Source organism: Alishewanella tabrizica (assembly GCF_014652375.1).
GTDB lineage: Bacteria > Pseudomonadota > Gammaproteobacteria > Enterobacterales > Alteromonadaceae > Alishewanella > Alishewanella tabrizica.
The window spans coordinates 65099-89484 of sequence record NZ_BMYR01000003.1 but is presented as its reverse complement, the minus strand read 5'-3'; the positions used below and the strand labels follow the sequence as shown (position 1 = coordinate 89484).

The following is a 24386-nucleotide window of genomic DNA, read 5'->3' as shown; positions in this document are numbered from 1 at the left end:
GGTATTGCTGCAAAATTTAGGTAAAAAAAGGGCTGGTAACCAGAGGGTATTACCAGCCAAAGCATCAATGGGAACTCGTGGCAAAAACGTTACACTTAGTTAGCGCTGTAGGGTAACGAAGAGTGATGCAGCACAATGCGCAAGGCGCCGTTGTCATCTTTCTTGAAACCCCACGTTTTATCTACCGTGGTTACACTACCGTCTTTGTTAGTCAATTTTACATGGCCCATGGTTAAGGCTAAATCGCCGTTCATATGCACGGCCGCGTTAGTAAATTCATACCCTTGCCACCCTTTTAAGGCAAAACCGCTATCAGTTGCATAAGTACTGTTGCCACCGACAAAGTACGCTAATGCCCCGTCATAAGTGGTACGAAACGTTTGTTCACCACTGGTTAGGGTAGGTTTAAATAAAACAGCGCCTAAATTATAGCCGTAAGCTGCATCTAACACGGCGCGTGCGGTTTGTTCTGCTTGCGCACGACCGCCTTGCGTGTATGCATCGCTGATACTAATTAAGGCTTTGCCCCACGCTTGCTGAGCGGCTTGTAACTCTGCCTCCGTAATTGGGCTTTTGTTGGCTACTGTGGCATGGCTCAAGGTTGCAAAAAACAGTGCACTGCTGAGTAAAGTAAGTTTTGTGAACGTCATCATCTATACCTTTTACGTTTGCTAAAAGTAAACCCTAACTAGGGCACCGAGCTATTGCTTGATGAGATAAGTATAAAAGACCAGTATTAACGTCAAAGCGGACTTAAGATGAACAGAACGCGGATAATAGATTAAATTAACATGAACGCGCACAGCGCTTGCTTGCCATCCCTACGCTTGCCGCATAAAAAAACCGCGCAACACAAGGCTACGCGGCAAAACAACACCAAGGAACTACATTATTGGAGCGCACAGCCAACATTGCTATGTGGCAGCAAGCGTTCAGCAACCTTTACTTAGAAACACGCATCGCTACACGCACTAGTAGGCGTACATTAATGATCGTGATGCGCGTCTGCTGGACTCGCAATCCCCAACCACACTAATTTACCAGGGATATAAGGTAATGGTTTTTCACTCACCATTTCAGCGTCATGGAGATCAATCGTCATTAACTGTCGTGTTATCGGATTGGTCACGTACACTTTGTCATCACTTGCCGAAATAGCTAACTCAAAACGACTCCCCGTAGGTAAGGCATTAGCACTAGTGTTTAATGCAAGCTTACTGTCAAATTCAAACGCATTTTGTCCCGCATGATCATGGCCATGGTAGTTAAAAATGGTTAACGTGCCGGTATTGTCTAATAATACAAACTTCTCACCTTGTTCAGCAAAACCATAACCGGTAATCGCCGTGGCATTACCCGGTTGCCAATCTAACGCCACCATTTCACCCTCCTCTGGATGAATGGCGAACATGCTTGTACCCGCAAACCCCACGAAATGCTCAGCCTTATGGAAGCCGCCTAAAGAACCAATACGCATCGAACCGGTTAGCGCGTCGGAATTTGCCAATTTACTTGCTGTAAATGTCGAGCCCGTTTGCGCGATTAATAACACGCCATCAGTACAGCCAAAAGCAATGAAATCATGGTTTTGTGCACTACCATGCAAACCAGGGCACGTTTCTGTAAAGGTTTGCTCTAGGTCGTAATGCTCACTGTGCTGATGATACAATCCAACCTTATCAGGCAGTGTGGTACTGCTGTTGACATCACGAATTGTACTAATTAAAAATTCACCTCTTGGCTGAGCTGCACCATGCTGATGCGTATCATAAGTGAGTTCTGGATAATCTGTACGATCTTCACCAATATCAGCATCAGTTAAAACCGCCACACCTGCGGGGGTTCCCGTTACACTGTTGCCGTCAAAAAATACGGCTAATTGACCTTCAGCTTGCGTAAAATGTGTAGGGCGAACTTGCGTTAACTGGAAGGGCATTAAGCGCGGTTCTGCTTCGTAATCGTGTAAATGATCGGCGTGATCTTCTTGCCATAAACCGCCATCAATAAAGTTAACCCGATCTTGGGTGCGTTGCACCACTGCGGCATACCGATAATCACCAGAAGCATAAAGCGCACTTGGCGTTGCCGTAACTAAAAAGCTGTCAAGTTCGGTTTTAGCTGGCAGCGCTAATACTTGCACATACGCAGAATCTAAGGCTGAAATCACTAAACGACCGTGGGTATTCACGGCATCGTGATCATGTTCAGGATTTTCAATAACGACTGGCTCGCGTTCATTGATATTGATTTCTGTATCGCCACAAGCAACCAGCAAAGCCGCACTCACCGCTATTGAAATAGCCCGTAAAGGCGTTGTATAACGCATAAATATTTCCTCTAATTCTCACTGTTATTGGCTGCTTTAACCAGCAGCCTTTTCGTTATGATTTAAAATGTGCCACGAATACCGACTGAGAAATTCCTACCAGGTAACGGTGTGATATCGCGCAAAAAGGAAGTGTGCACTAACGCCAATTCGTCGGTTAAGTTTTGCGCTTTGACATAAGCAACTAGGTCTTGTGCCCCTAAGTTAAAGCGGTAGCTAACACTGGCGTCAACCAAGGTGTATGCAGCAGATGCGTCTTCAAACGCTGCAGTTTTTTCTTGCTTAAAGTAGCGACTGATACTGAAATCGGCATCAAAGTGATTACCTTGATAAGCCAATTCGGTCATCAAACGCAAAGGAGGTGTACGCGGTAATTCACCGCCATCACGAAGGCGAGCACGAATATAATCACCTTGAACCGTTAAACGATAAGGCTCGCTAAGCTGCCAAACAAACTGTGCTTCAAAACCATGCAAATCAACATTTTCGTTAGCGAATAAGTACACAGGCAGTTCATCGCTATGACTGTGGCCATGGTCGTGGTCGTGGTCGTGTTGATGATCATCACTATGATCATGCTCTTCTTCGCCATGCTCATGCGTAAATTCAGCAAATAACCCGGTATTACGTTGATAGAAATAATTATCTACGCGATTGTAGAACGCGTTTAATACGAAACCAAAATCGCCGTTAAATTTGCGTAGGGTGAGGTCAAGGTTACGCGATAATTCCATATCAAAAACATTTCGGTTTAACTCAAAGCCATCTTGATCGGCATTAAGTTGAAACAATGAACCAATTTCATAACTACGCGTACCAATGTGTGGCCCAAACGAGAGCAATTCTGCCGCACTAGGTGCGCGTTCAGACCGTGAAGCCGACACACCAAGATTATAACCTTCAGCAAAATCCCATACTAAACCGGCTGAAAAACTGGTAGGCGCATAACGATTGTCCACAGCAAAAATGCGTGTAATCTCAACACCAGAACTATGATCATGATCGTGATCATGCTCATGGGCATCCCCACCATGGGCATGCAAGGGTAATTCTGGCAACCGCACCTGTGCAGCCGTTAAATCAACTTGTTCAACTCGGGCACCTAACTGCACCAACACTGGTCCGAAATGCCGTTCAGTCATCCAACCTAACGCTAAAATGGTTGTTTCTGACGGTGGTGTAAAAGCCTCGCTGCCTACCGCTTCAAAATCACTGTATTTGTAATGCACACTCAAGCCACCTTTCCAGTGATAGAACGGTTGATGCAATACTTCAAAACGTGCTTCGTGGCTTTTATTTTTAAACACCGTGCCAACATCGCCATTTTCGATTTCAGCATGCTGATAATCGGTAAAGGCTAAACGGCTATTCACTTGGCGGATCCAAGGATGGGTAAAAAACAACTCGCTTTGCAATTGCAGGCGATCTTGTTGCTTATCTGCGAGTACTTCTTCTTCCCCTCCACCATGGCTATGGCCGGGAATGCCGTACTCACGATCTAATCTGCCGTAAGAGAGCCCCACAAAGCCGTTCTCTAGTAAGCGACTCCCCCCCACAGTGAATCCTTTACTGGTGCTCGCCGTGTTAGCAATGCGGCGGGCAGCAGCAGAGTCATGTGCATGCTCATCCTCATGATCGTGTTCATGGCCATGATCATGATCCGCATGCTCATCATGCTCGGCATGCAACTCGCCCTGCCAATCACCTGGTGCTTTGTAATTAATGGTGTCACGCCAAAAACCATCTAAATAAACGGCGTACTTATCATTACCATTAACTAATGAGCCAGCGACTAACTTAGCCGAATCAACACTTTGTAATTCTGCTAGCCATTCAGCACGAGGTGTACTGCTAGTGGGCACGCGTTCATCTACAATATTAACCACACCACCGATGGCACCACTGCCATAAAATAATGTTGCTGGGCCACGTAATACCTCTATTTGCGTTGCAGTACTGGCTTCGGTTGCCACACTGTGATCAGGGCCTACTCGAGAGGCATCACCGGCATCAAGGCCATTTTGCATAATCAGTACGCGAGGACCATCTAAACCACGAATAATTGGACTACTGGCAACACCGCCATGAAAATTAGAATGAACCCCTACTTCTTTACGCAAGGTATCCCCTAACGTTGCTGCCTGCTGCATCTTTAAACGATCACCTGCTAAGACACTCACGGGTAAAGCCGATTCGGTTATTGAAGCATGTAAGGGACTGGCAGTAACATCGATAATTTCTAGTGTGCTTGCTTGGATAACCAATTCGACATTATTTACACCTGAAGAAGGCACCGTTAATTCAACATTAGCATGACCATAGCGTCTTGCGGAAATATGCAACTCGACCTGATTGACCGGTACGCCAGTTAATGTAAAACGCCCCTGCTCATCAGATACCGTTCTGGCAGCTGCTCCAATTACATTAATTTCGGCATTGGCCACAGGTGCACCCTGCGCATTTTTAACGACACCACTAATTGAATTCGCCCATACCGACGGTGCGTTAACCGCTGCCGCAACTAAGAGTGCTAACGCACTTTTCTTAATCATTTTTCCTCCGAGAAGAATATCATTAGCCATCAACACAATGTTATATCATAACAATATAACAGCAATGTGATAACATAACAATACAGTACTTTCGTTAGTGGAAAAAGAGAGTCAATCTAAGACTTGAAGGAAAAGAGGTAACAATGCACCGTCTAATAACAGCCCACAACCGAGATGATCACTTGAGACACAAATATATAATAATGATAATCATTTGCATTAATGCAGTAAATGATTATACTTCCCATTAACGGATGTCGAGAATCAATAAGAGATTTTTTTGATCTTTGTGGCTCGCACTGCATCTTCGGGGTAATGCAAATCCGCGCATTTTTGAATAGTTTACCCCCTGTGCTTTGGAGAAATGCATTGTTATTCAGTAAGCCGATGCTCAGAAAGGTTTTCGGGTTGGTCGCGGAATGCTGGCCCTCATTACAACGTGACCCAACCGCAATACAGCAGCCTTGCCAGCAGCATCGACTATTTCCGACCGATGCGGGTTGGTACCATTTGCGCTTCTTAGATTTTCGCTGTTTAAATGAATGCTATCTAGGCTATGAGTTTGAAATAACGTTGGAAAGTGAGCAAAACCACTTTAACTCAGCATCCATACTGGAGGTACAGCCACAGAATAGTTATAGCAAAATTGCACTGTGGTTAACCCAACAGCACTTAACCGGTTGCCAAGCTGTGCGTTTTCAATCGCAACAGGTGCCACTATGTCAGGCACTGGCATCCTTAGAACTAATAAATACTGGGCAAATTGCTCCGGCAAAGTTGTCAGAATGGTTAAGTCGGCAAGGAACAATGCCAAAAGGACATTTTAAAATTCTGCAGTCGTGGGAGCATGGCAATAGTCACACTTTACACTGTCAAACAACCGATTGCTTATCGCGTGCGTGTTATCATTGGTTACAACAACAGGCAATCCGCTTTCAATGGTTATATATCCGTATTGAGCAGCACTGAAGAAGCTTGCTCAAGTAACAGGTGATAACACAACGTTTGTCATGAAACGTTGTGTTAGAACTGCTCATCCATGCACTTTAACGCTGTTAAACATACTAAACAAACCAAGTTAAAACTTATAACTGCGCCTGTAGATAATTTGGTAAACCCAACATTTTAATTAAGCGTAATTGCTGCTCCAACCAATGCGCATGGTCATTTTCTGTATCATCTAGCAATCCCTGTAACATATTACGGGTAACGTAATCTTGTTCCTGCTCACATAACGCCATAGTCTGCTTCAGCAGTTTTTGCACGGTATATTCAACATTTAAATCGTTTTGCAGCATGGCAGGAACATCTTGCCCAACATGAATGGCATCACGTTTCGTCATGTCTGGGGTGCCACCGAGAAAAATAATTCGCTCGATTAGCGCAGAAGCATGACCTTTTTCATCATCAAACTCATGATCAATACGCACAAATAACTTTTGTAAGCCCCAATCGTGGTACATGCGAGAATGGATAAAATACTGATCCATTGCTGCTAATTCATTCGCCAATAATGTGTTCAAGGCAGCAATGATCTTTTGGTTTCCTTGCATTATTCACCCCCTAATTGCGCTTGCAGATAATTCTCTAAACCTAATATCGTGATCTGATGTTGTTGCGTTTCTAACCAATCTAGGTGCTCTTCTTCATCTTCCAGAATGTCTGTTAGCAAATCGCGGCTAACATAATCTTGTAGGCTCTCGCACAGGGCTATAACTTCTTTTAATAACGGTAATTGCTCAATCTGAAAGTCTAAGTCGCATTGCAACATTTCAGGGGTATCTTCACCAATGCGTAATTTACCCAGCGCTTGCAGATTTGGTAAGCCTTCTAGCATTAAGATACGTTCAATTAAGGCATCAGCTTGCTTCATATCTTTAATCGATTTTTTATAGCAAACATCATTAAGGGTTTTTAACCCCCAATTTTTATATATCCGAGCATGTAAAAAGTACTGATTAATGGATGTGAGTTCAGCGGTAAGCACTTCATTTAATTTACTTAATATCTGTGGATGGCCTTGCATAATCAACTCCTGCTAACGCATACAGTTTGCAAGCATAGTACAATGAACCGTTTTTAGCAAAAATTTGTTTAATATCATGGATATACAATTAAGAATGCTTTGCATTACTACTGGTGATTTTGTTAACTCCTGCGACCTATCTTATAAATCGGTTACCAATCGCAAGCCGCTTCGTTTGTGATATTTTTAACGTTATGGTGAAATGGTATTGTAAAGCGCCAAACTAAAAACTTGCTTTTAGCTTAGCACTCATTGACTTATTTCACTGGAACACACTATGCAAGCAAAACGTTACCTCGTATCAATGATATTGGGAACCAGCCTAATATTGGCTCAACCCACGCTGGCCAACACCGCCCCCCACCACAGCGGTCAACAGAAGAATCACGCCATCAGTATTGATGTAGACAGTGCAGTCGTCACGGAGCATCGTACAGAAATTAATGGCCAGCGCGTAAGCTATAAAGCGCACACGGGTACTCAACCGGTGTGGGATGAAAATGGTCATCCTACCGCAACGCTGTTCTATACCTATTATCAGCGTAGCGATATTAAAGACAACAGTAATCGCCCCTTACTCATTTCATTTAATGGAGGTCCTGGTTCTGCTTCCGTATGGATGCATATTGCCTATACCGGCCCTAAATCATTAGTGATTGATAGCGAGGGCTTTCCTGTGCAACCCTATGGTGTAAAAACCAATCCTTACTCGGTACTGGATGTCGCCGATATCGTCTTTGTGAATCCGGTTAACACCGGTTATTCACGGGTTCTCCCGGGGCCTGATGGTAAAATGCCGTCTCGCGATCAACAGCAAAAAATGTTTTTTGGTGTGAATGCCGATGTGAATTATCTGGCAGGATGGATTAATACCTTTGTACATCGCTATGAGCGCTGGCCCTCACCAAAGTTTTTAATTGGTGAAAGCTACGGAACTACCCGTGTCGCGGGTTTAGCCTTGGCCCTGCAAAATAATGAATGGATGTATTTAAATGGAGTGGTATTAGTGTCGCCAACCGATATTGGTATTGAGCGACAAGGGCCAGTTAAAGCTGCGAATCGCTTACCGTATTTTGCTGCCACAGCTTGGTATCACAAAATGCTGAGTGCTGATTTACAACAAAAAGATTTGTATGACATTTTACCCGAAGTGGAAAACTTCACGCTCAACGAATATTTACCAGCCTTAGCGCGAGGCAATTCTCTGTCATCTGACGATAAGCAGCGTATTGCTGAGCAAGTCAGTCGTTATTCTGGCATCAGTGTCCAAAATGTATTGCGTGCCAATTTAGATATTAGCACTGCCTATTTTTGGAAAGAATTATTACGTGATCGTGGCCAAACCGTCGGGCGCTTAGATTCGCGCTATCTGGGTATTGATAAAAACGATATTGGCGAGCGGCCAGATTATTGGGCTGAACTTACGTCGTGGTTACATTCTTTCACCCCAGCAATAAATCATTATTTACGTACCGAACTCAAGTACAAGACCGATGTTAAATACAATATGTTCGGTAATGTTAATCCTTGGGATCGCAGCAACGATAATACTGGCGAAAACTTACGTCAGGCTATGGCACAAAACCCCTATCTGCGCGTATTAACCCAAGCTGGCTATTACGACGGTGCAACCAATTACTTTGATGCTAAATATAATATGTGGCAGTTAGATCCCAGCGGGAAAATGAAAGATCGTATGAGCTTTAAAGGATACCGTAGTGGCCATATGATGTATTTACGTTATGAAGACTTAAAGAAATCGAACGATGATTTACGTGAATTTATTTTACAATCGCTACCAGCAGCTGGACAACCCGCAAAATACGAGGCGAAAACGTCGAATCAGTAACGTTTTTAATGGGTAACCCAATGTAGATCATACCCTTTTGTAACATAAAAAATGCCCCTGTTATGGGGCATTTTTTATGTCTGAGTATTAGGCCTAATTCAACCGTATCGGTTTAGCGATTTCTATTCAACCTTACCCGCCAAGCTATCAAGGTTACGATGTCTAATGCATCAATCTCAGTTAATCCGCTGCCGACTCTTCAGTATTACTTTGTTGTTTAGCGAGTAATGTTTGCTGGTCCATTTGCGCGGTTAACTGTTTCACCCTAGCTGCGAATGCCGATTTAGATTCAGCAGGAACAGGCCTTGCTAACGGAATATGCGCAGTCATTGGATTAACGGGTCTATTATTGATGTGCAATTCATAATGTAGGTGGGGGCCAGTTGAACGGCCAGTATTACCAGATAATGCGATACGTTGGCCACGTGTTACCCGCTGCCCACGTTGCACATTAAACCGACTTAAGTGCAGATAACGGGTTTTGTAGTTACCAAAATGCTGGATCTCAATATATTTGCCCGCGAAAGGATGGTTTTCAATTCGAGTAACCACTCCGTCTGCCGGTGCTAAAATAGGTGTACCTATGGGTAATGGGAAATCGGTACCGTTGTGTGGCGAAATCCGTTTGGTGATGGGGTGTAAGCGTCGGGGATTAAAATTAGAGCTGACACGAGCCTGATTTGCCAACGGAACACGCGAAAAGGCTCGCTCTAAGCTGTCTCCATTAGCATCATAATATTGGCCATCATCATGCATGAACGCGGTTAATACTTGACGCCGGTTTAAAATCCGAATGGCTTCAATCCGACTTTGGCCGGTGGTTTCTTCACCAACATAATTTTCGCTACGTAATACTTGAAACTGCGCCCCCGCTTGGATGTCACGAGCAAAGTTCAGACGATCTTTAAACAATTGATTGATATTATAGATGTCGGCATCATTTAAACCTGCGCGCTGTGCAGACACATAAAAGCTGCCAAACACATCCCCAACTAATATATCTTTTTGCCAAACACCTTCGTCGAGCAATTCTTGGTAAGCAAATTCATCTTCAGCAACACGTTGGTAAAGTACTTTTTTCCCTGCGTGTATGTACAGCTCCATACTTTGTAATTGCCCAGCGTCATCTAACTGCAAAGTAAGTTTATTACCCGGTCGAAGTACATCCAGCGCCAGCAAGGATTCATCAGCTGCCATAACTTGTTGTACGGTTTGATAACCCAAATTATAACGAGAAAATATACGGCTTAAGCTATCGCCCGCCGAGATGTTGTAAATCTTAATAAAGGGATCTTCAACGGGGTCGGTTTGTAATTTATCACCGATCCATGAACTAAATTGATTGAGTGGCAACGCATCCAACTGTTGCGGCGCATGCTGTAACCCTATTCCCAGCAGTAGTGGCATAACACCCATACCACTTTGCGCTTGACGCTGTGGAGATGGCCACAATAACAAGACACTGATACTGAATAAGCATAACAACATTAAGCGTTGATGGCCTCGCGGCACGCGACGTCGAAAATCAAGAAATAGGCTGTTTAACATTAATAGGCTTTCTTATTCATTATAGTTAGACATAAGTTGTTTTAAGCGCAAAAAAACGGCGTTTAAACGGATCCGAAGCGTTGCCAGAACATCAGAGATAGCTGGCGCAAGAAAGTTCATTCTATGTGATAAAATAACTTTTTGCACCCTCACGCATTCCACAAAAAGGCAAAAAGGAAAACTTTCCTCAAGCAGCTTAGAAGTTTTATACCAGATACGAAACTTTTACCAGATAACAATGCAAACGCCCACAAAAAAATTGTGTTTATTACTCTCTTTAGCCATAAGAAATACACTGTCGGGCCATCTTAAAACAAAACGTATTTTTTAAACAAAAAATGCCACCGGTAGACAGGACGGTAAAACGTATTGCTTTAACGCAATAAAAATAAAATTATTAAACTAAATCAGCAAGGTAGAAAAATGTATCAGAAAACACTGTTAACGCTACTCCTTAGTAGCCTACTCGTTGGCTGTAATAACAACGATCCTGTAGAAGGGGACGCGGTGATCATCACCCCGCCCGTCGCACCTCCTAATACTAGCGCGGTGATCTTAACAGACTTAGATACCGTGTACGGTTATGCTTCAGAAGAAGGCGGCACCACAGGTGGTAGCGGTGAAAATCGCGTTGAAGTTATTGCATGCACCGGTGAAGAAATTATCGAGGCGTTAAAAAGTAAAGATCCCGCCCGTCCGCTTACCATTTGGGTAAACGGAACCATCACATTACAAAATGCCAAAGATACCCGCATTGATATCAAAGATATTCAAGATGTGTCGATCATTGGTTTGGGAACACAAGGTGAAATGGCCGGCATTGGGTTTAACATCGTTAGAGCACGTAATGTTATCATTCGTAATCTGCGTATTCACCATGTACGCGCCAACATGAATGCCCCCGGTGATGGTATTAGTATTGAAGGCCCTGCCAGTCACATTTGGATTGATCATAATGAGCTTTACAATAGCCTAACAGTGGACGATACCAGCTTAACACTTGATCAAGTAAAAGATTATTATGATGGCTTAATTGATGCTAAGGGCGATGCCAAGCATATTACTATCTCGTTTAACAAGTTTCACAATAGCTGGAAGACCTCTTTAGTCGGTTCTTCTGACAGCGACAACTACGAACGCACACTCACTTACCATCATAATCATTGGTATAACGTTAATTCACGTTTACCGCTGTTTCGTTTTGGTAAAGGCCATATTTATAACAACTTTTATGACGGCGCTATAGAAAGTGGGATTAACTCACGCATGGGGGCGGTTATTCGAGTAGAACAAAATCACTTTGCCAATATGAAAAACCCCGTAATGTCGATGTTTAGCCAGCAAGTGGGGTATTGGCAGTTGATTGATAACATTTTTGAAAATATCACCTGGGAACCGGGCGCACCTGGTTCAGTTATTGCTAATGACAATCAATCTACAGGTGAGCTAAATGTTCCCTATCGTTACCAGCAGAGTTTAATTCCGGTACATCAGGTGAAAGAAACGGTACTACGCTATGCGGGGGTAGGAAAAATTAATACTCCGCCCAGCCCAGGGTTATGCCCAGCTCCCGCACCTGCACCAGTTGAACCTGAAGAGCCGGCACCCGAACCCGTTCCTATAGATCCCACCCTGCCACCGACCCAAGTCGATTGGGTTAGCTATAGCGCCGACACCGATCCATTTACTGCAGGCGCCCTAATTCTAGCCGACGGTAGTGCGAGTCAATTTGTTTTACAGCAAAGTGGAGGTGTCACTGAACCCAACTTATTCACGGCTAATGGCAATGGTACGGTAACCTTTGATAGCACCGCCGCAGGCGCTGATCGTAGCCGCGCAAAAATTGAAAGCATCCTCAGAGCTGATGGCGTCTATCCAAAATACTTTACCCTATTGATGGGCATAAAAGGCAATAACGATGGCCAGCGTATGCTTGAAACGGAAATCGCCTTTGGCGATACTGCCGCAACCACACCCACCAGCCGTTTGAAAATTGTTTTGCGTGGTGATGGTAACAATGCCGGTATTCAACTTGAAAATGCCAATAACGGTTCATCTGTCACGCTAGGCAAAGCAAATGAACCCGATCCCTTAGATATGACGCAGTACCGCGTCTATCATTTCACCGTCGCGTTAAGCTCGCCAACCACAGGCAATGTCGCTGTGTATGTTGCGGGTAATAATACCCCGCTAGGTGTATTGGAGAACGTGACCATGCGCCCAGCGAGCAACGCAACAGATAATTATTTACAACTCGGCGATGCCGGGAATAGCAGCTATAAAACCGATATCGATTGGGTGATCTGGACCGATGCAGGTGCTTACACGCCAACCATGCTAAAAGGCTTATTACCACCAGGAATTGGTGACATTCAAGGGTACGAGAACTAAAGAGAGGGTATCAAGTTATACTGTCTAAATCTTCGCCCGGCGTTTCGTCGGGCATTTTTGTCATTCTGTAGCGTGGCATGCCCTAAATGAACAAGCCCTGATATAGTCGAACAATCATTTAATCTGTTTTCTGGGTAGAGTATGCAAATTAAACCTTTGGTTCTGCTTTTATCGTTATGTAGCTTAAGCAGCTTGGCTGCTCCAGTGGTACTTCACAATATTCAAGGCTATGGTTTTGACGAAAATCGGCAATTGGTAAATTTTCAGGCATTAGCATTTGATGATGAAACTGGGGAAGTGCTTGCGCGTGGCGATAACAGCTTGATAGCACAGTATGCAACCGCCAAAAAACTTGATGGGAAAGGCCAAACTGTTTTACCCGGTTTAATTGATGGACATGGTCATGTGTTAGGGCTGGGAGAATACCTTAATCAAGCCGATTTACGTGGTATTGTCAGTGAACAACAGTCGGCTGCCAGCGTCGCGACATTTGCGCAAAACAATCCACAGCAACAATGGATTATTGGCCGAGGATGGAATCAGGTGTTGTGGGAGAGTAACGCTTTTCCCAGCAAAAACAGCCTAGATGAGATGGTTGCCGATAAACCAGTGTACTTAGTGCGGGTCGATTCACACGCAGCATGGGTTAACAGTAAAGCACTGGCATTGGCCGGTATTACCAAAGATACGATTGATCCACCAGGCGGCGAAATCATTCGAGATGCCAATGGCGAGCCAACTGGTGTATTAATTGATAACGCTATGTACTTAGTTCAGCGCAAAATCCCTGCCCCAACGCCAACCGAAAAACGTGCAGCCTTAAAAACGGCGTTTAACCATTTACATGCAGTGGGGATCACCTCGGTTCATGATGCTGGCGTGAATACTGACGTGATGAAGCTTTACCAAACGCTACAACAAGAAAAGCAACTTGGTGTGCGTATTTATCCTATGTTGTCGGCTAAAGATCCTGAATTACAAAACTGGTTTGCACAAGGTATCATCGATGATCCAACTGACTGGCTAGATATTCGCTCGGTTAAAATCTATGGTGATGGCGCACTGGGTAGCCGTGGCGCTGCATTATTGGCCGATTACAGCGATCAACCAGGCCAACAGGGATTACTGGTTACGCAACCCGATGCCCTTACCGAAATTATGCGTTTAACCCTTGCCGCCGGTTTCCAAGCCAATGTTCATGCTATTGGTGACAGAGCCAATCGATTGGTGTTAGACCGTTTTGAACAACTGAGTACAAGTGAGACAAGACAACTGAGTCGGCATCGGATTGAACATGCGCAAATTGTTTCACCACAAGATATTCCGCGCTTTAAGGCATTACATGTATTACCGGCAATGCAAGCCGTGCATGCCACTTCAGACATGAATATGGCAGGTGATCGTTTAGGTGTTGCCCGCTTACGGGGTGCTTATGCATGGCGTACCTTTATTGATCAAGGCAGCATCATTGTTGGTGGTTCTGATTTCCCCGTTGAACTGGCAAATCCCTTCCATGGTTTACACGCATCCGTTACCCGGCAAGATCAGCAAAATCAACCGGTTGGCGGTTGGCTGCCAGAACAACGTCTCACCTTAGTCGAGGCGTTACGCTCTTTTACCGTTGACGCCGCTTACGGTGCTTTTCAGGAAGACAAAATGGGCACTTTAGCACCGGGCAGTTGGGCCGATTTTATTCTGGTTGATCAGGATATCTTTTCTATCCCTGCCGAGAAAATTTGGCAAACCACAACCGTTGAAACCTGGATACACGGCCAGCAGCGTTACAAAAAGCCGCTATAACCTCTTAGCAACATAACCACTACGCACCGACAAAAACGCCGCCTAAATTAGGCGGCGTTTTTATAGGCAGAGAACTGATTACGCAACTTCGTCAGGCTCAGCAAAATGATGCGTATCAACACGACCATGCTTATCGCGTAACTTACCAACAAGCGTACCTAGTTTGCGCTGCATTTTATCAGCAGCCCCCGAGATGGCTTGTCCCACTGTGGCAGCATGTTCAGTTACCGCAATCGGCTCTTGGCCTTCAAAACGCGCTTCTATCAGGCAACGTTTGTCTGCACCATCTTGTTTAACGCTACTATTTTCATCACTTAAATGCACTTCAATACGTGTGAGATGATCGGCAAAACGGTTTAACTTACTTTTTAGGGTATCGCGAACAAATTCGGCTAAACGCTCGTCGGCATGTATATGACGATCAGTGTTAATTTGTACTTGCATAGGCTACTCCTGTTTACAACGTTACGTCGTGACTTTAAGTCAGACCTCTGTTTTATCAAATGGTTTCACATTGCCTTAAAACATACGTGGAGACGATACCTGCTATCATCAAGGGGGTGTGGCAAAATTAGCAGACCCTTTGGAGGGATTAGGGTAAAATAGCCCTATCGTTATTTACTCAAGTTCACCGTATGATCAGTCAAAAATGGGTCAAGCTTATCAAATCGCTGCATACCAAAAAGTATCGCAAAGCCGAACAGCTGTTTTTTGTTGAAGGCGAAAAAGCGGTACTTGAAGTCCTGTCGTCATCATGGACAGTGCAAGCGCTTTTTGCGACGACCTCTTTCTTGGCTAAACATACGGATAGGCTCCATACCGTACCTTTAGTGCAACAATGCACAGAAGATGAATTAGTCAAAATTGGTACTTTTAGCAGTAACGATGCCGCCCTTGCAGTGGTCGCCATGCCACATTGGCCTGAGGTGGACCTTGAGACAACGCCGTGGACGTTAGTATTGGATACTATTAATGATCCAGGCAACTTGGGCAGCATTATTAGGATTGCTGATTGGTACGGTATACATCAGATTGTTTGCTCACCTGAGACTGCCGATTGCTTTAATCCTAAAGTGATTGCTGCAGCAAAAGGCTCGTTTTTACGGGTACAATTGCATTATTTACCGCTGACCACGGTGTTATCTCAGACAACACTGCCTATTTACGGTGCCTATTTAGGGGGCGAGAATGTGCACACACTCCCGCTGCAACAAACAGGCGGATTAATTGTGCTAGGTAATGAAGCAAACGGTATAAGTACAGCAACAGGCGCCTTTGTAACGCGCAAAATCACAATTCCGGCGTTTGGCGCAGCCGAGTCGCTGAACGTGGGGATTGCCGCTGCGGTTATCTGTGATAATTTGCTCAGACTATCTGCCGCTTGTGCTAAATAACACTAGAATTAACGAGGCATATTATGCAATTTCCTACTATTGAAGCCTATGTTGGCAATACACCGTTGGTGCGGCTACAACGCTTAGCCAGCCATACCAACAGCGTAGTGCTGTGCAAACTTGAAGGGAATAATCCAGCAGGATCTGTCAAAGATCGCCCTGCTCTCAATATGATTATTCAGGCCGAACAACGTGGGGCCATCAAACCTGGCGATCGTATTATTGAAGCAACCAGTGGTAATACGGGTATTGCATTAGCCATGGCGGCCGCTATAAAAGGCTATCCCATGACATTAATTATGCCGGCAAACGCCACCGAAGAGCGCAAAGCCTCGATGCGTGCCTATGGCGCTGAGCTGATTTTGGTCAGTAAAGAACAAGGTATGGAAGGTGCTCGCGATCTCGCTTTACAACTGCAAGCGGAAGGCAAAGGCATTGTATTAGATCAATTTAACAATACCGATAATCCAGCCGCGCATTTTGCCAGTACGGGGCCAGAATTGTGGCAACAAACCGGTGGTACTATCACCCATTTTGTCTCTAGCATGGGCACCACAGGGACTATAATGGGCACGTCGCGCTATTTAAAAACGCAAAATCCGGCTATTCAAATTATTGGCTTACAACCTGCCGAAGGCGCCAGCATACCGGGAATTCGGCGCTGGCCTGTAGAATATTTACCTGGCTTTTTTGAACCCGCCCGTGTTGATCAGGTGATTGATATTACGCAAGATGATGCGCTAAATACTATGCGCCGTTTAGCGAAAGAAGAAGGTATTTTTGCCGGTGTCAGTTCTGGCGGTTCGGTGTATGCGGCTTTGCGTTTAGCTGAACAAATAGATAATGCGGTAATTGTGGCAATCATTTGTGATCGAGGCGATCGCTATTTATCATCAGGCATTTTCTAATTTATCTTTTTAACAACTTGCAAAGTGGCTATTAGCAGCCATGCTTTTATCATCATATCTCTGACTGGATACCGTATGAAGATAAGCGCATTGACCACAGCAACATGGCCACTCTTACTGCTTATCAGTTTGCCTACCCAGGCAGATTGGCAAGGCAATGTTACACTTGGGAGTGATTACCTATTTAACGGGGTAAGCCAAACACTCAACCGCCCAGCGCTACAAGCAGGGCTAACGTACAGTTTTGAAAATGGCCTGTATGCTGGAGGCTGGACCTCAAATGTCGATTATGACGAAGGCACCACCCTAGAACTGGATGGCTATGTTGGTTATTTTTGGCAACTGAGCGACGATATCGCATTAGATGCCATGTTTTCGCAGTATACCTATCATGGCCGAGGCTACAGTGCTGATTTAAATTTTCAAGAAGTGTCTCTTAAACTCACGTATGGGCAATGGGGTGTAAACGGCTGGTATACCTGGGATTATTTTGGTTTTGGTGGCGCACATTACGTGTTACAGCTAAGTCGTACCCTACCACTTAATGAAAACTGGTCTGTATTCGCAGCAGTCGATACCTCTATCACAGGTGATAAAACGGCTTGGGATTGGGAAGGAAAATCTCACTTTTGGCATGGGCAAATTATGCTAAAAACGCGTTGGCAATTCATTGATATCGCTTTTGGGTACCATGTCACAACCCTCAAAGAAAAGTGGGGGCGAGACACCCTGTTATTGCAATTGGCATACAATTTTTGAGTCATTCGATATCGGGCGTGTTCACCATTTACATATGACACGCCCTAGTATGATGAAAAATGGCGTTTGCCTTAATATTTAAAACGCCCTATTTGGTTTTTAATATCACCCGCAACCCGTGCGATAAGATTGCTTTGTACAGCCCCTTCTGTCGCACTGTTACTTAAGCCAGTCACCGCGCTACTAATTTGCACCACATTTTTACTAATATCTTCACTGACGACACTTTGCTCCTCGGCCGCACTGGCGATTTGTGTTGCCGCATCGGTGATATGCGCCGCAGATCCAATGGCCTGTTGCAGTTTGTCCTGCGCACTGCGCACACTGCGTTGACATTCGTCTGTTAATTGCCGATTTTGTTGCATAGCACTGACAACCGATTGCGTTTTTGTGGTCAAATCAGTAATCAGTGACTGAATTTCACCGGTCGATTGCTGCGTGCGTGACGCAAGATTGCGCACTTCATCCGCTACCACCGCAAACCCTCTACCCATTTCACCGGCGCGTGCTGCTTCAATTGCGGCGTTTAATGCCAGCAAGTTGGTTTGTTCAGAAATATTACGAATCACTTCAACAATATTATTGATGCTGCTACTGGACTGCTCTAGCTCTGTCATCATTTTTGCTGCTTGTTGCATACTGCTCCCTAGAGAGACAACAATACGATTAGTATCGGCTACCGCCTGATCACCAAACGTCACCGCGGCCGAAGCGCCTTGTGCCAAGTCTGCGGTTAGGGAGGCTTGAGTTGCCACTTCTGCCGCCGTACTCGACATTTGGGTAACCGCAGTGGCCACCTGTTCAATGGCCTTTTGTTGATGGGCCACATCTTGATGCGTACGCTCGGCAATATCTGCGCTAACCGTAGCCGATTGTTGTAATTCAGCCACTAAGGTCGCAGTATCCGCAACAATACGATGGGTTTTTAATAAAAATACATCGAGCGCCCGCGCTAATTTACCGATCTCATCTTTACGATCATTGGCTAAACGTTGTGTGAGATCGCCATCTGATTGCGCTAATTTATCCACCATTTTGGTTAAATGTTGCAGCGGCTTAACCAATTGCCCAGAGAAAAACGCTAATACGGCGGTACCTGCTAGCGCAATAAGTGCCCCTAACACTACTTGCCAATAAATACTTTGGGTAAAGTCATCGGCTAAACGATCATTGAGTGCATTAATGTCTGCCAAGGCAACGGCTGTTGGCAATTGGTATTCTAGTAGCCAAGGGGTACCGAACGCAGTTAATTTTATGGGTACAGATACCCGTAATTGCTCACCTTCTTCCGCAACCTTACTTAATCCGCCTTGCACCGTTGCGCGCAATACTTGCCATTCAGCTTCAGCGAGCGCTTCTCCTACTTGACTCGGCCGTTGCGTATCGGCGGCAAGGTAACCATGATGGGAAATAATCCGTAATTCACCCACGCCATCAAATAATTGTTGATCTAATAACTGTAAACGCTGCTGCAAAAAGGCCATTGAAATATCTACACCGGTAATACCAATAAAACGCTGCTGCTGATAAAGCGGAAAAACAATAGAAGTCATCAGAGTAGGTACGCCTTGCACTTGCCACACGGCCGGATCCACGACGCAAGGTGTTTTACGATCTCGTGGACATAAGTACCATTCGCTGGGCCTTAAGCCCCGTTCGTTTTTCGTGTCATCGTAAAGCAGCTGCGTTTCGACAGGCTGTAAAGCTATTTGTCCCTGTGGATCACGCGTCCAATAGGGGCCAAATTGACCAGCCGCCGTCGAATGCGCGTTATTGTTGAGAAAGGCCGTATCTTGTCCATCAATCGCATTGGGCTCCCATACCAAATACCCCCCTAATAATTGTGGGTGACTGCGTACAACCTGTTCCACTAACTGACTATAATGCTGTCGCTCTAACCCCATATTCATGGCAAGCATGGCATTCATGCCATCGGCAATGGTCTGCGCTCGCGCCAAACCTTCATTAAGTAATAATTCCACCTGATCGGCTTGTAATTGTAATTGCGTAGTCAGCCGTTGATTAACTTGCTGCAAAAAAAGCTCACTGCCTTGTTGTCGATTGACCTGAAATAATTTTTGTGATGTCCAAACACCAAAGACAATACTTAATACTACCGCGATGACTAAACAGCTCGCGGCAACCAACGCGATTTGGGTGCGCACTGACGTTAACTGCAATATCGCCATTCAATGTTATCCTCAAAGTGTTTTAAAGAGTATTAGCGTTAAATTAGCCGCTTGCCAGTCCATGCCTGACTTAATTTTTTACGCTGTACAAGCCGGTCAGGCAATCTTTAGTGGAGTCCCTGCGCGCTTCCTTTTATACTAGGATTTTTCGGTTGGTATCCCCCTTGCCCTTTGAATATTTAGCATTACTGGCAGCTGCATGTTGGGCTTTTGGTAGTCTACTCTCAGCTCAAGCAGCCACGCATCTTGGGGCCTTTGCGTTTACCCGCTATCGAATGCTGATCGCCATGTTACTGCTGTGGGCACTGGCTTGGGTTAACGATGGCTGGCAAAGCCTAACGCTAAACCATATTGGATTATTAGCATTGTCTGGCACTATCGGGATTTTTATTGGTGATACAGCACTCTTTGCTGCGATGAATCGATTAGGACCGCGGCGTGCCGGCGTTCTCTTTGCCACACATGCATTGTTCTCGGTATTGTTAGCGTATTTTTGGCTAGGCGAAACGCTGTGGGGTTTAAGCTTAGTGGGCAGTTCACTGTTGGTTAGTGGCGTTATGATTGCGATCCTTTTTGGCAAACGTCAAACAGAGCAACATCGTTGGGAGAATCAGCAAACCGGTTTTACCAGCGGCGTCGCGTTAGCGTTATTGGCAGCGATCTGTCAGGCGGTTGCTACATTAATGTTGAAACCCTTAATGCTCACCAATATCGATGCGATAGCCGCCTCTGCAGTACGTATGAGCACAGGTTTTATCCTGCACCTCGCCATTTTTTTGCTTGGGTTTAACATTGCACGCAGTCATTTACCCCTAACACGACGGATCTTTTGGCTAGTAGCAATAAATGCGACCTTGTCGATGGTACTGGGCATGACCTTTATCTTAGAAGCGTTGAAACATGGCGATGCTGGCATGGTCGCCATGTTGTCTTCGGTAAGCCCAGTACTGGTTTTACCGATGCTCTGGCTGGTATATAAACGCAGTCCAGCTTGGGGCGCCTGGGTAGGCGCCCTGCTTACCGTAGTTGGGACAGTGCTGATTATCCGCCATTAAGCTTTGCAGCTAGCGCAATACCTTGCCAAAGCGAGACGACTTTTAACTACCAATCTTTTAACTAACCACTTTAACTGCCAATAAGGCCGCCATCATCTTTCGTAATAACCACAGTGGCAGAGCGTGGCCGACGCGTGCCACGATCAGGCCAGGTACTGCTAAAACTGTAGGGACCAGAGCCTTCACCCGGATGCTGAATATTGACAAACATGGTGCGACAATCAGGCGTCATAACCACTCCCGTTACCTCACAGCCGATTGGCCCAACTAAGAAACGCTTAATTTGGTGTGAGCCAACATCCGCCACCAACATTTGATTATTACCAAAAGTGCCCTCCCGCAGTTGGCCACCAGACATATCGGTTTGGATCCATAATAAGCCATTTGGATCAAACCAGAGGCCATCAGGCGAGGCATGATGATTCTCTTCAGTCAGCATAAACTGATGATGCGGCGTATAAGTGTAAGCTTCACCACTTAACAAGAAAATATCCCAATCAAAACGCGTAATCGACGCTTCGCGCCAACGAATAATATGGCCCTGAGTGTTATTGGAGCGCGGATTAGCGGGATTCAACTGCGAATTGTGACGCTGACTGTTATTGGTTAAGGTAAAGTAAACTTCGCCCGTTTCAGGATGTACAGCACCCCACTCTGGCCGATCCATTTTGGTCGCGCCGGCGATATCGGCCGCTAAACGGGTATTTAGCAATACATCAGCCTGATCAGTAAACTCTACCTTAGCTGCAGCGGCTTTGGCTTTAAAATCGGCACTGTTAATATCGAGCGGCAACCACTCACCACTGCCATCATCATTAAAGCGCGCTGCGTAAAGGGTGCCGCTATCTAATAAATGTGGGCCAGCGGTAGCAGGATCATACAACTCGGCGCTCACAAATTTATAAATATATTCAAAACGTGAATCATCACCTGAATAAGCCACTAGGGGTTTGCCAACTTCTGCCTTGGCAAAAATAATCCCCTCATGGGCAAAACGTCCCATAGCCGTATGCTTTACTGGCATACTTTGCGGATTGAAGGGATCAATTTCCACTATCCAGCCAAAGGTATTGGGCTCATTACGAAAATCTGCCGTGGCACTATCAGCAATACTGGATGCATCAAAGCGCTGTAATACAGCATCTTCGCGCGCTGCTGTTTCCCAGTACATAATGCTATGCTCTTCAGAGACACTGTAGCGACGATGCTCCCGCGGCATGCGGGTATCACGATTGACGAAAAGTAGCGCCCAGTTTTCTTCACAGGTTAAATAAGTGCCCCAGGGCGTTACACCATGCGCACAGTTATTTAAAGTGCCCCGAGTAGCGATTCCTTCTGGACTATACTGCGTTTGAACTTTCGCATTGCCGCGCACTGGCCCAGTTAACTCCATCGGTGTCATACCGGTGATCCGCCGGTTATATTGACTCTCTTGCACTAATTGCCACTGACCATCAGGCTGTTTTTTAATATGCGCGACACTGACACCATGCGCCGCCAACTCTTTATGCACTTGTGATGCAGGCCTTGGTAAGATCTCTTCAACAGCACCATGTAGGATCTTTGGATCACAGTATTCGTGGTTCATTACCAGCAAACCTTCTTCGGAATTCTGGCCACCTTGCTTTAAGTCGATTGGAAAAAAATGCATGCCATCATGGTGCGAGCCAATTTGCATGGCTTGCTCTGCCGCGGTGTTACTGCCGTCACCTTTATAGGCCGCGGCATTGGGTAATAAGGGTGTGCCCCAAGGTAAAAAAGGTTTAGCGCTGTAACCTGCAGGTACGGTTACCGTATCAAAGCGGTTGGTCGAAATGGCTTCAAAACCTAACAAGCCCTTTTGTACTGCCGCACTTACCGCCGCCACTTTGCTATCACAGCCGGTTAAACTTGTACCAATAAAACTGCCTACCGCCAGTGCAACGGCACCTTGCAAAAAGCGCCGACGACTCAAACGATTGTCTAATACTTGCTGAAACTCAGGATTGGCTGAAAAATTTGCCTGTGGCTCAACGCCAGAAATATCGAATTGGGTTACTGTATGTTTTGCCATTTTAGTTGCCACCGTAAGAAAAAATACTGCATAGCTTGCCAGTTGCTCTTTGCAGTTTTATGACGAAAAAAGGAAAAACTAAGGTAAAGACGCGTTTTGCCGATTTACGGCAATAGCATCAAGCGCCTATGCTCTGATATAGTGCGGTATCAATAGCAACAAAAGGGCGGAAAAAGATGCAATGGCAGGTGCTCACCTTTACTGAGTTAGATACCCTAACACTTTATTCACTGTTACAACTGCGGGTAGACGTGTTTGTTGTAGAGCAAAACTGCCCCTATCCTGAATTGGATGACAAAGATTTACACCCTGAAACTCGTCATATTTTGTTAAAAAAAGGCGATAAGGTGATTGCCTATTCACGAATCTTGGCACCGAATGTCAGCTTTGTGGGCTTTCCTGGTATAGGACGGATCTGTGTATCACAAACCGCCAGAAGACTGGGATTAGGTAAAATTTTAGTTGAAAAAACCCTCGCCGAAACCACTGCTTTATGGCCCCATACGGATATCCATATTTCAGCACAATGTTACTTGCAACGTTTTTATCAGGAATTAGGCTTTAACGCCGCTAGCGAGCCCTATTTAGAAGATGATATTCCGCATTTAAAAATGATCAAAACAGCCGAATAAGGTAGCCATTTCTTTCTTAGCAGCATAACGTGGCGAGCTTTTGGCCTACCACGTTATCCCAAGGTGATCACATTTTACTTATGGCACGCCAACTTCAAAGGTTAAGGTAAGCGAGGCTCGTTCGTTGTCTGCCAACGCTGTAACCGTATTGGCTTGATAGCTTGCCTCTAATAAATAACGCCCTGCGTGCTCTGGCGTAAACTGCAGCTTGCCCTCAGTATCGCTCTCGAGTGTAACCCGCGCAGCATTATTACGATATAACTCACCTTCACGAGATAACTCAACTTTTACGCCCGCTGCGGGTTTGCCTTCTATTAATAGCTGCCACTGTATTGCATCTTCTGCCACATAATCTGCAGGATGAGTCACAAAATTCACTTCAAACCCTTCACCTTTAGGGGTGATTGCCTTGCGATTAGGTGCATTGACCGTTACAACAGCCAAGGCTTTGCTCTGACTGCGGCTAGTCGTGATCTTGGTGGCATGTTTAGGCAACTCACTCATCGCCGCTTTTTTATCTGCCATAATACGTTTACGTTCACCATTGACTTCAAACAAGGTGAAATAACGGGGGGCACCGCCGTTTTCAATTAAATACGTTCCATCTGCCACAAGCTGATGATCGGCCTGTGACTTACGCTTACCTTGATACTGTTGCGCAAACGGTTGAGATTGACCATCGGGAAAAATAATACGTAAACTGTCAGGTGAAACGCCTTTATCTGCAACAAATGTCATGTTCGCCGCAGATACATCTACTGAAATCCAGGTATCTTCACCCGATAACACAAAATGACTGGGCATCACCCATAAGGTATGCGCTAACACAGACTGACTAGACAGCGTAAAGATTGCGGCAAGTAAAAGCTTTTTCATTCAATTTTCCTTTTAAATAATATAGGGG

At 45.2% G+C, this 24386-nt stretch carries 19 protein-coding genes; 9 read left to right on the top strand and 10 right to left on the bottom strand.

What is annotated here, in order from left to right; translation table 11 throughout:
• Window positions 1-95: 95 nt before the first annotated feature.
• The 3 genes from IE070_RS04460 to IE070_RS04450 form a co-directional block, all read right to left on the bottom strand.
• A complete protein-coding gene (locus tag IE070_RS04460) occupies window positions 96-653 on the bottom strand; it encodes a metal-independent carbonic anhydrase family protein (protein ID WP_189480904.1) in 558 nt (185 codons plus the stop codon).
• Between the two features lie 332 nt (window positions 654-985).
• Window positions 986-2326 carry a 5-methyltetrahydrofolate--homocysteine methyltransferase gene (locus IE070_RS04455; protein WP_189480902.1) on the bottom strand — a complete coding sequence of 447 codons (1341 nt, stop codon included), beginning with the start codon at window positions 2324-2326 and terminating at the stop codon, window positions 986-988.
• Between the two features lie 62 nt (window positions 2327-2388).
• A complete protein-coding gene (locus IE070_RS04450) occupies window positions 2389-4878 on the bottom strand; it encodes a TonB-dependent receptor (RefSeq protein ID WP_189480900.1) in 2490 nt (829 codons plus the stop codon).
• A 408-nt stretch (window positions 4879-5286) separates the two neighbouring features.
• On the opposite strand from IE070_RS04450, the gene IE070_RS04445 reads away from it, so the two are divergent.
• A complete protein-coding gene (locus IE070_RS04445; RefSeq protein ID WP_229796925.1) occupies window positions 5287-5847 on the top strand; it encodes a hypothetical protein in 561 nt (186 codons plus the stop codon).
• A 116-nt stretch (window positions 5848-5963) separates the two neighbouring features.
• Here the strand turns inward: IE070_RS04445 and bfr (IE070_RS04440) are convergent, their stop codons facing one another.
• Complete coding sequence (gene bfr, locus IE070_RS04440; RefSeq protein WP_189480895.1) at window positions 5964-6431, bottom strand: bacterioferritin; 468 nt, start codon at window positions 6429-6431, stop codon at window positions 5964-5966.
• Entirely contained in the window at window positions 6431-6904 is a 474-nt protein-coding gene (bfr, locus tag IE070_RS04435; RefSeq protein WP_189480893.1) for a bacterioferritin, read from the bottom strand. The genes bfr (IE070_RS04440) and bfr (IE070_RS04435) overlap by 1 nt, the downstream gene beginning before the upstream one ends.
• Window positions 6905-7181: 277 nt before the next feature.
• Here bfr (IE070_RS04435) and IE070_RS04430 point away from each other — a divergent pair, with 277 nt between their 5' ends.
• Window positions 7182-8753, top strand: a complete 1572-nt coding sequence (locus IE070_RS04430) for a S10 family peptidase (protein WP_189480891.1) — start codon at window positions 7182-7184, stop codon at window positions 8751-8753.
• Window positions 8754-8933: 180 nt separating this feature from the next.
• Here the strand turns inward: IE070_RS04430 and IE070_RS04425 are convergent, their stop codons facing one another.
• On the bottom strand, window positions 8934-10301 hold the full coding sequence (locus IE070_RS04425; RefSeq protein ID WP_189480889.1) for a peptidoglycan DD-metalloendopeptidase family protein: 1368 nt from the start codon (window positions 10299-10301) through the stop codon (window positions 8934-8936).
• Between the two features lie 423 nt (window positions 10302-10724).
• Between IE070_RS04425 and IE070_RS04420 the strand changes: the two genes are divergently transcribed.
• Both IE070_RS04420 and IE070_RS04415 read left to right on the top strand, forming a co-directional pair.
• The gene (locus IE070_RS04420) at window positions 10725-12692 is read left to right on the top strand and encodes a pectate lyase family protein (RefSeq protein WP_189480887.1); all 1968 of its coding nucleotides are present in this window, start codon (window positions 10725-10727) and stop codon (window positions 12690-12692) included.
• 141 nt (window positions 12693-12833) lie between these two features.
• Window positions 12834-14492, top strand: a complete 1659-nt coding sequence (locus IE070_RS04415; protein WP_189480885.1) for an amidohydrolase — start codon at window positions 12834-12836, stop codon at window positions 14490-14492.
• Between the two features lie 78 nt (window positions 14493-14570).
• On the opposite strand, the gene IE070_RS04410 is transcribed toward IE070_RS04415, so the two are convergent.
• On the bottom strand, window positions 14571-14936 hold the full coding sequence (locus tag IE070_RS04410; RefSeq protein ID WP_189480883.1) for an HPF/RaiA family ribosome-associated protein: 366 nt from the start codon (window positions 14934-14936) through the stop codon (window positions 14571-14573).
• Between the two features lie 191 nt (window positions 14937-15127).
• Between IE070_RS04410 and IE070_RS04405 the strand changes: the two genes are divergently transcribed.
• The 3 genes from IE070_RS04405 to IE070_RS04395 all read left to right on the top strand — a co-directional run bounded on the left by IE070_RS04405 (window position 15128) and on the right by IE070_RS04395 (window position 17553).
• On the top strand, window positions 15128-15886 hold the full coding sequence (locus IE070_RS04405) for a TrmH family RNA methyltransferase (protein WP_189480881.1): 759 nt from the start codon (window positions 15128-15130) through the stop codon (window positions 15884-15886).
• A gap of 20 nt (window positions 15887-15906) precedes the next feature.
• On the top strand, window positions 15907-16794 hold the full coding sequence (gene cysM / locus IE070_RS04400) for a cysteine synthase CysM (RefSeq protein ID WP_444541860.1): 888 nt from the start codon (window positions 15907-15909) through the stop codon (window positions 16792-16794).
• Between the two features lie 75 nt (window positions 16795-16869).
• A complete protein-coding gene (locus IE070_RS04395; RefSeq protein ID WP_189480876.1) occupies window positions 16870-17553 on the top strand; it encodes a TorF family putative porin in 684 nt (227 codons plus the stop codon).
• 71 nt (window positions 17554-17624) lie between these two features.
• Here IE070_RS04395 and IE070_RS04390 read toward each other — a convergent pair whose 3' ends face one another.
• Window positions 17625-19742, bottom strand: coding sequence for a methyl-accepting chemotaxis protein (locus IE070_RS04390; protein WP_189480874.1), 2118 nt, complete (start codon window positions 19740-19742; stop codon window positions 17625-17627).
• 152 nt (window positions 19743-19894) lie between these two features.
• On the opposite strand from IE070_RS04390, the gene IE070_RS04385 reads away from it, so the two are divergent.
• Window positions 19895-20797, top strand: a complete 903-nt coding sequence (locus IE070_RS04385) for a DMT family transporter (protein WP_229796924.1) — start codon at window positions 19895-19897, stop codon at window positions 20795-20797.
• Between the two features lie 70 nt (window positions 20798-20867).
• Here the strand turns inward: IE070_RS04385 and IE070_RS04380 are convergent, their stop codons facing one another.
• Complete coding sequence (locus IE070_RS04380; protein ID WP_189480873.1) at window positions 20868-22850, bottom strand: PhoX family protein; 1983 nt, start codon at window positions 22848-22850, stop codon at window positions 20868-20870.
• A gap of 176 nt (window positions 22851-23026) precedes the next feature.
• Here IE070_RS04380 and IE070_RS04375 point away from each other — a divergent pair, with 176 nt between their 5' ends.
• Window positions 23027-23482 (top strand): GNAT family N-acetyltransferase, encoded by a 456-nt coding sequence (locus IE070_RS04375; RefSeq protein ID WP_189480871.1) that lies wholly within the window; start codon window positions 23027-23029, stop codon window positions 23480-23482.
• A gap of 78 nt (window positions 23483-23560) precedes the next feature.
• Here the strand turns inward: IE070_RS04375 and IE070_RS04370 are convergent, their stop codons facing one another.
• Window positions 23561-24358 (bottom strand): DUF4198 domain-containing protein, encoded by a 798-nt coding sequence (locus IE070_RS04370; protein WP_189480868.1) that lies wholly within the window; start codon window positions 24356-24358, stop codon window positions 23561-23563.
• Between the last annotated feature and the right edge of the window lie 28 nt (window positions 24359-24386).

Bases quoted from the DNA above. Each gene is read 5' to 3' on its own strand.
- bfr (WP_189480895.1), bottom strand. From the start codon at position 6,431: ATGCAAGGAAACCAAAAGATCATTGCTGCCTTGAACACATTATTGGCG.
- IE070_RS04410 (WP_189480883.1), bottom strand. From the start codon at position 14,936: ATGCAAGTACAAATTAACACTGATCGTCATATACATGCCGACGAGCGT.
- IE070_RS04450 (WP_189480900.1), bottom strand. From the start codon at position 4,878: ATGATTAAGAAAAGTGCGTTAGCACTCTTAGTTGCGGCAGCGGTTAAC.
- IE070_RS04425 (WP_189480889.1), bottom strand. From the start codon at position 10,301: ATGTTAAACAGCCTATTTCTTGATTTTCGACGTCGCGTGCCGCGAGGC.
- IE070_RS04415 (WP_189480885.1), top strand. From the start codon at position 12,834: ATGCAAATTAAACCTTTGGTTCTGCTTTTATCGTTATGTAGCTTAAGC.
- IE070_RS04460 (WP_189480904.1), bottom strand. From the start codon at position 653: ATGATGACGTTCACAAAACTTACTTTACTCAGCAGTGCACTGTTTTTT.
- IE070_RS04380 (WP_189480873.1), bottom strand. From the start codon at position 22,850: ATGGCAAAACATACAGTAACCCAATTCGATATTTCTGGCGTTGAGCCA.
- IE070_RS04375 (WP_189480871.1), top strand. From the start codon at position 23,027: ATGCAATGGCAGGTGCTCACCTTTACTGAGTTAGATACCCTAACACTT.
- IE070_RS04420 (WP_189480887.1), top strand. From the start codon at position 10,725: ATGTATCAGAAAACACTGTTAACGCTACTCCTTAGTAGCCTACTCGTT.
- IE070_RS04390 (WP_189480874.1), bottom strand. From the start codon at position 19,742: ATGGCGATATTGCAGTTAACGTCAGTGCGCACCCAAATCGCGTTGGTT.
- IE070_RS04455 (WP_189480902.1), bottom strand. From the start codon at position 2,326: ATGCGTTATACAACGCCTTTACGGGCTATTTCAATAGCGGTGAGTGCG.
- IE070_RS04370 (WP_189480868.1), bottom strand. From the start codon at position 24,358: ATGAAAAAGCTTTTACTTGCCGCAATCTTTACGCTGTCTAGTCAGTCT.
- bfr (WP_189480893.1), bottom strand. From the start codon at position 6,904: ATGCAAGGCCATCCACAGATATTAAGTAAATTAAATGAAGTGCTTACC.
- IE070_RS04430 (WP_189480891.1), top strand. From the start codon at position 7,182: ATGCAAGCAAAACGTTACCTCGTATCAATGATATTGGGAACCAGCCTA.
- IE070_RS04405 (WP_189480881.1), top strand. From the start codon at position 15,128: ATGATCAGTCAAAAATGGGTCAAGCTTATCAAATCGCTGCATACCAAA.
- IE070_RS04395 (WP_189480876.1), top strand. From the start codon at position 16,870: ATGAAGATAAGCGCATTGACCACAGCAACATGGCCACTCTTACTGCTT.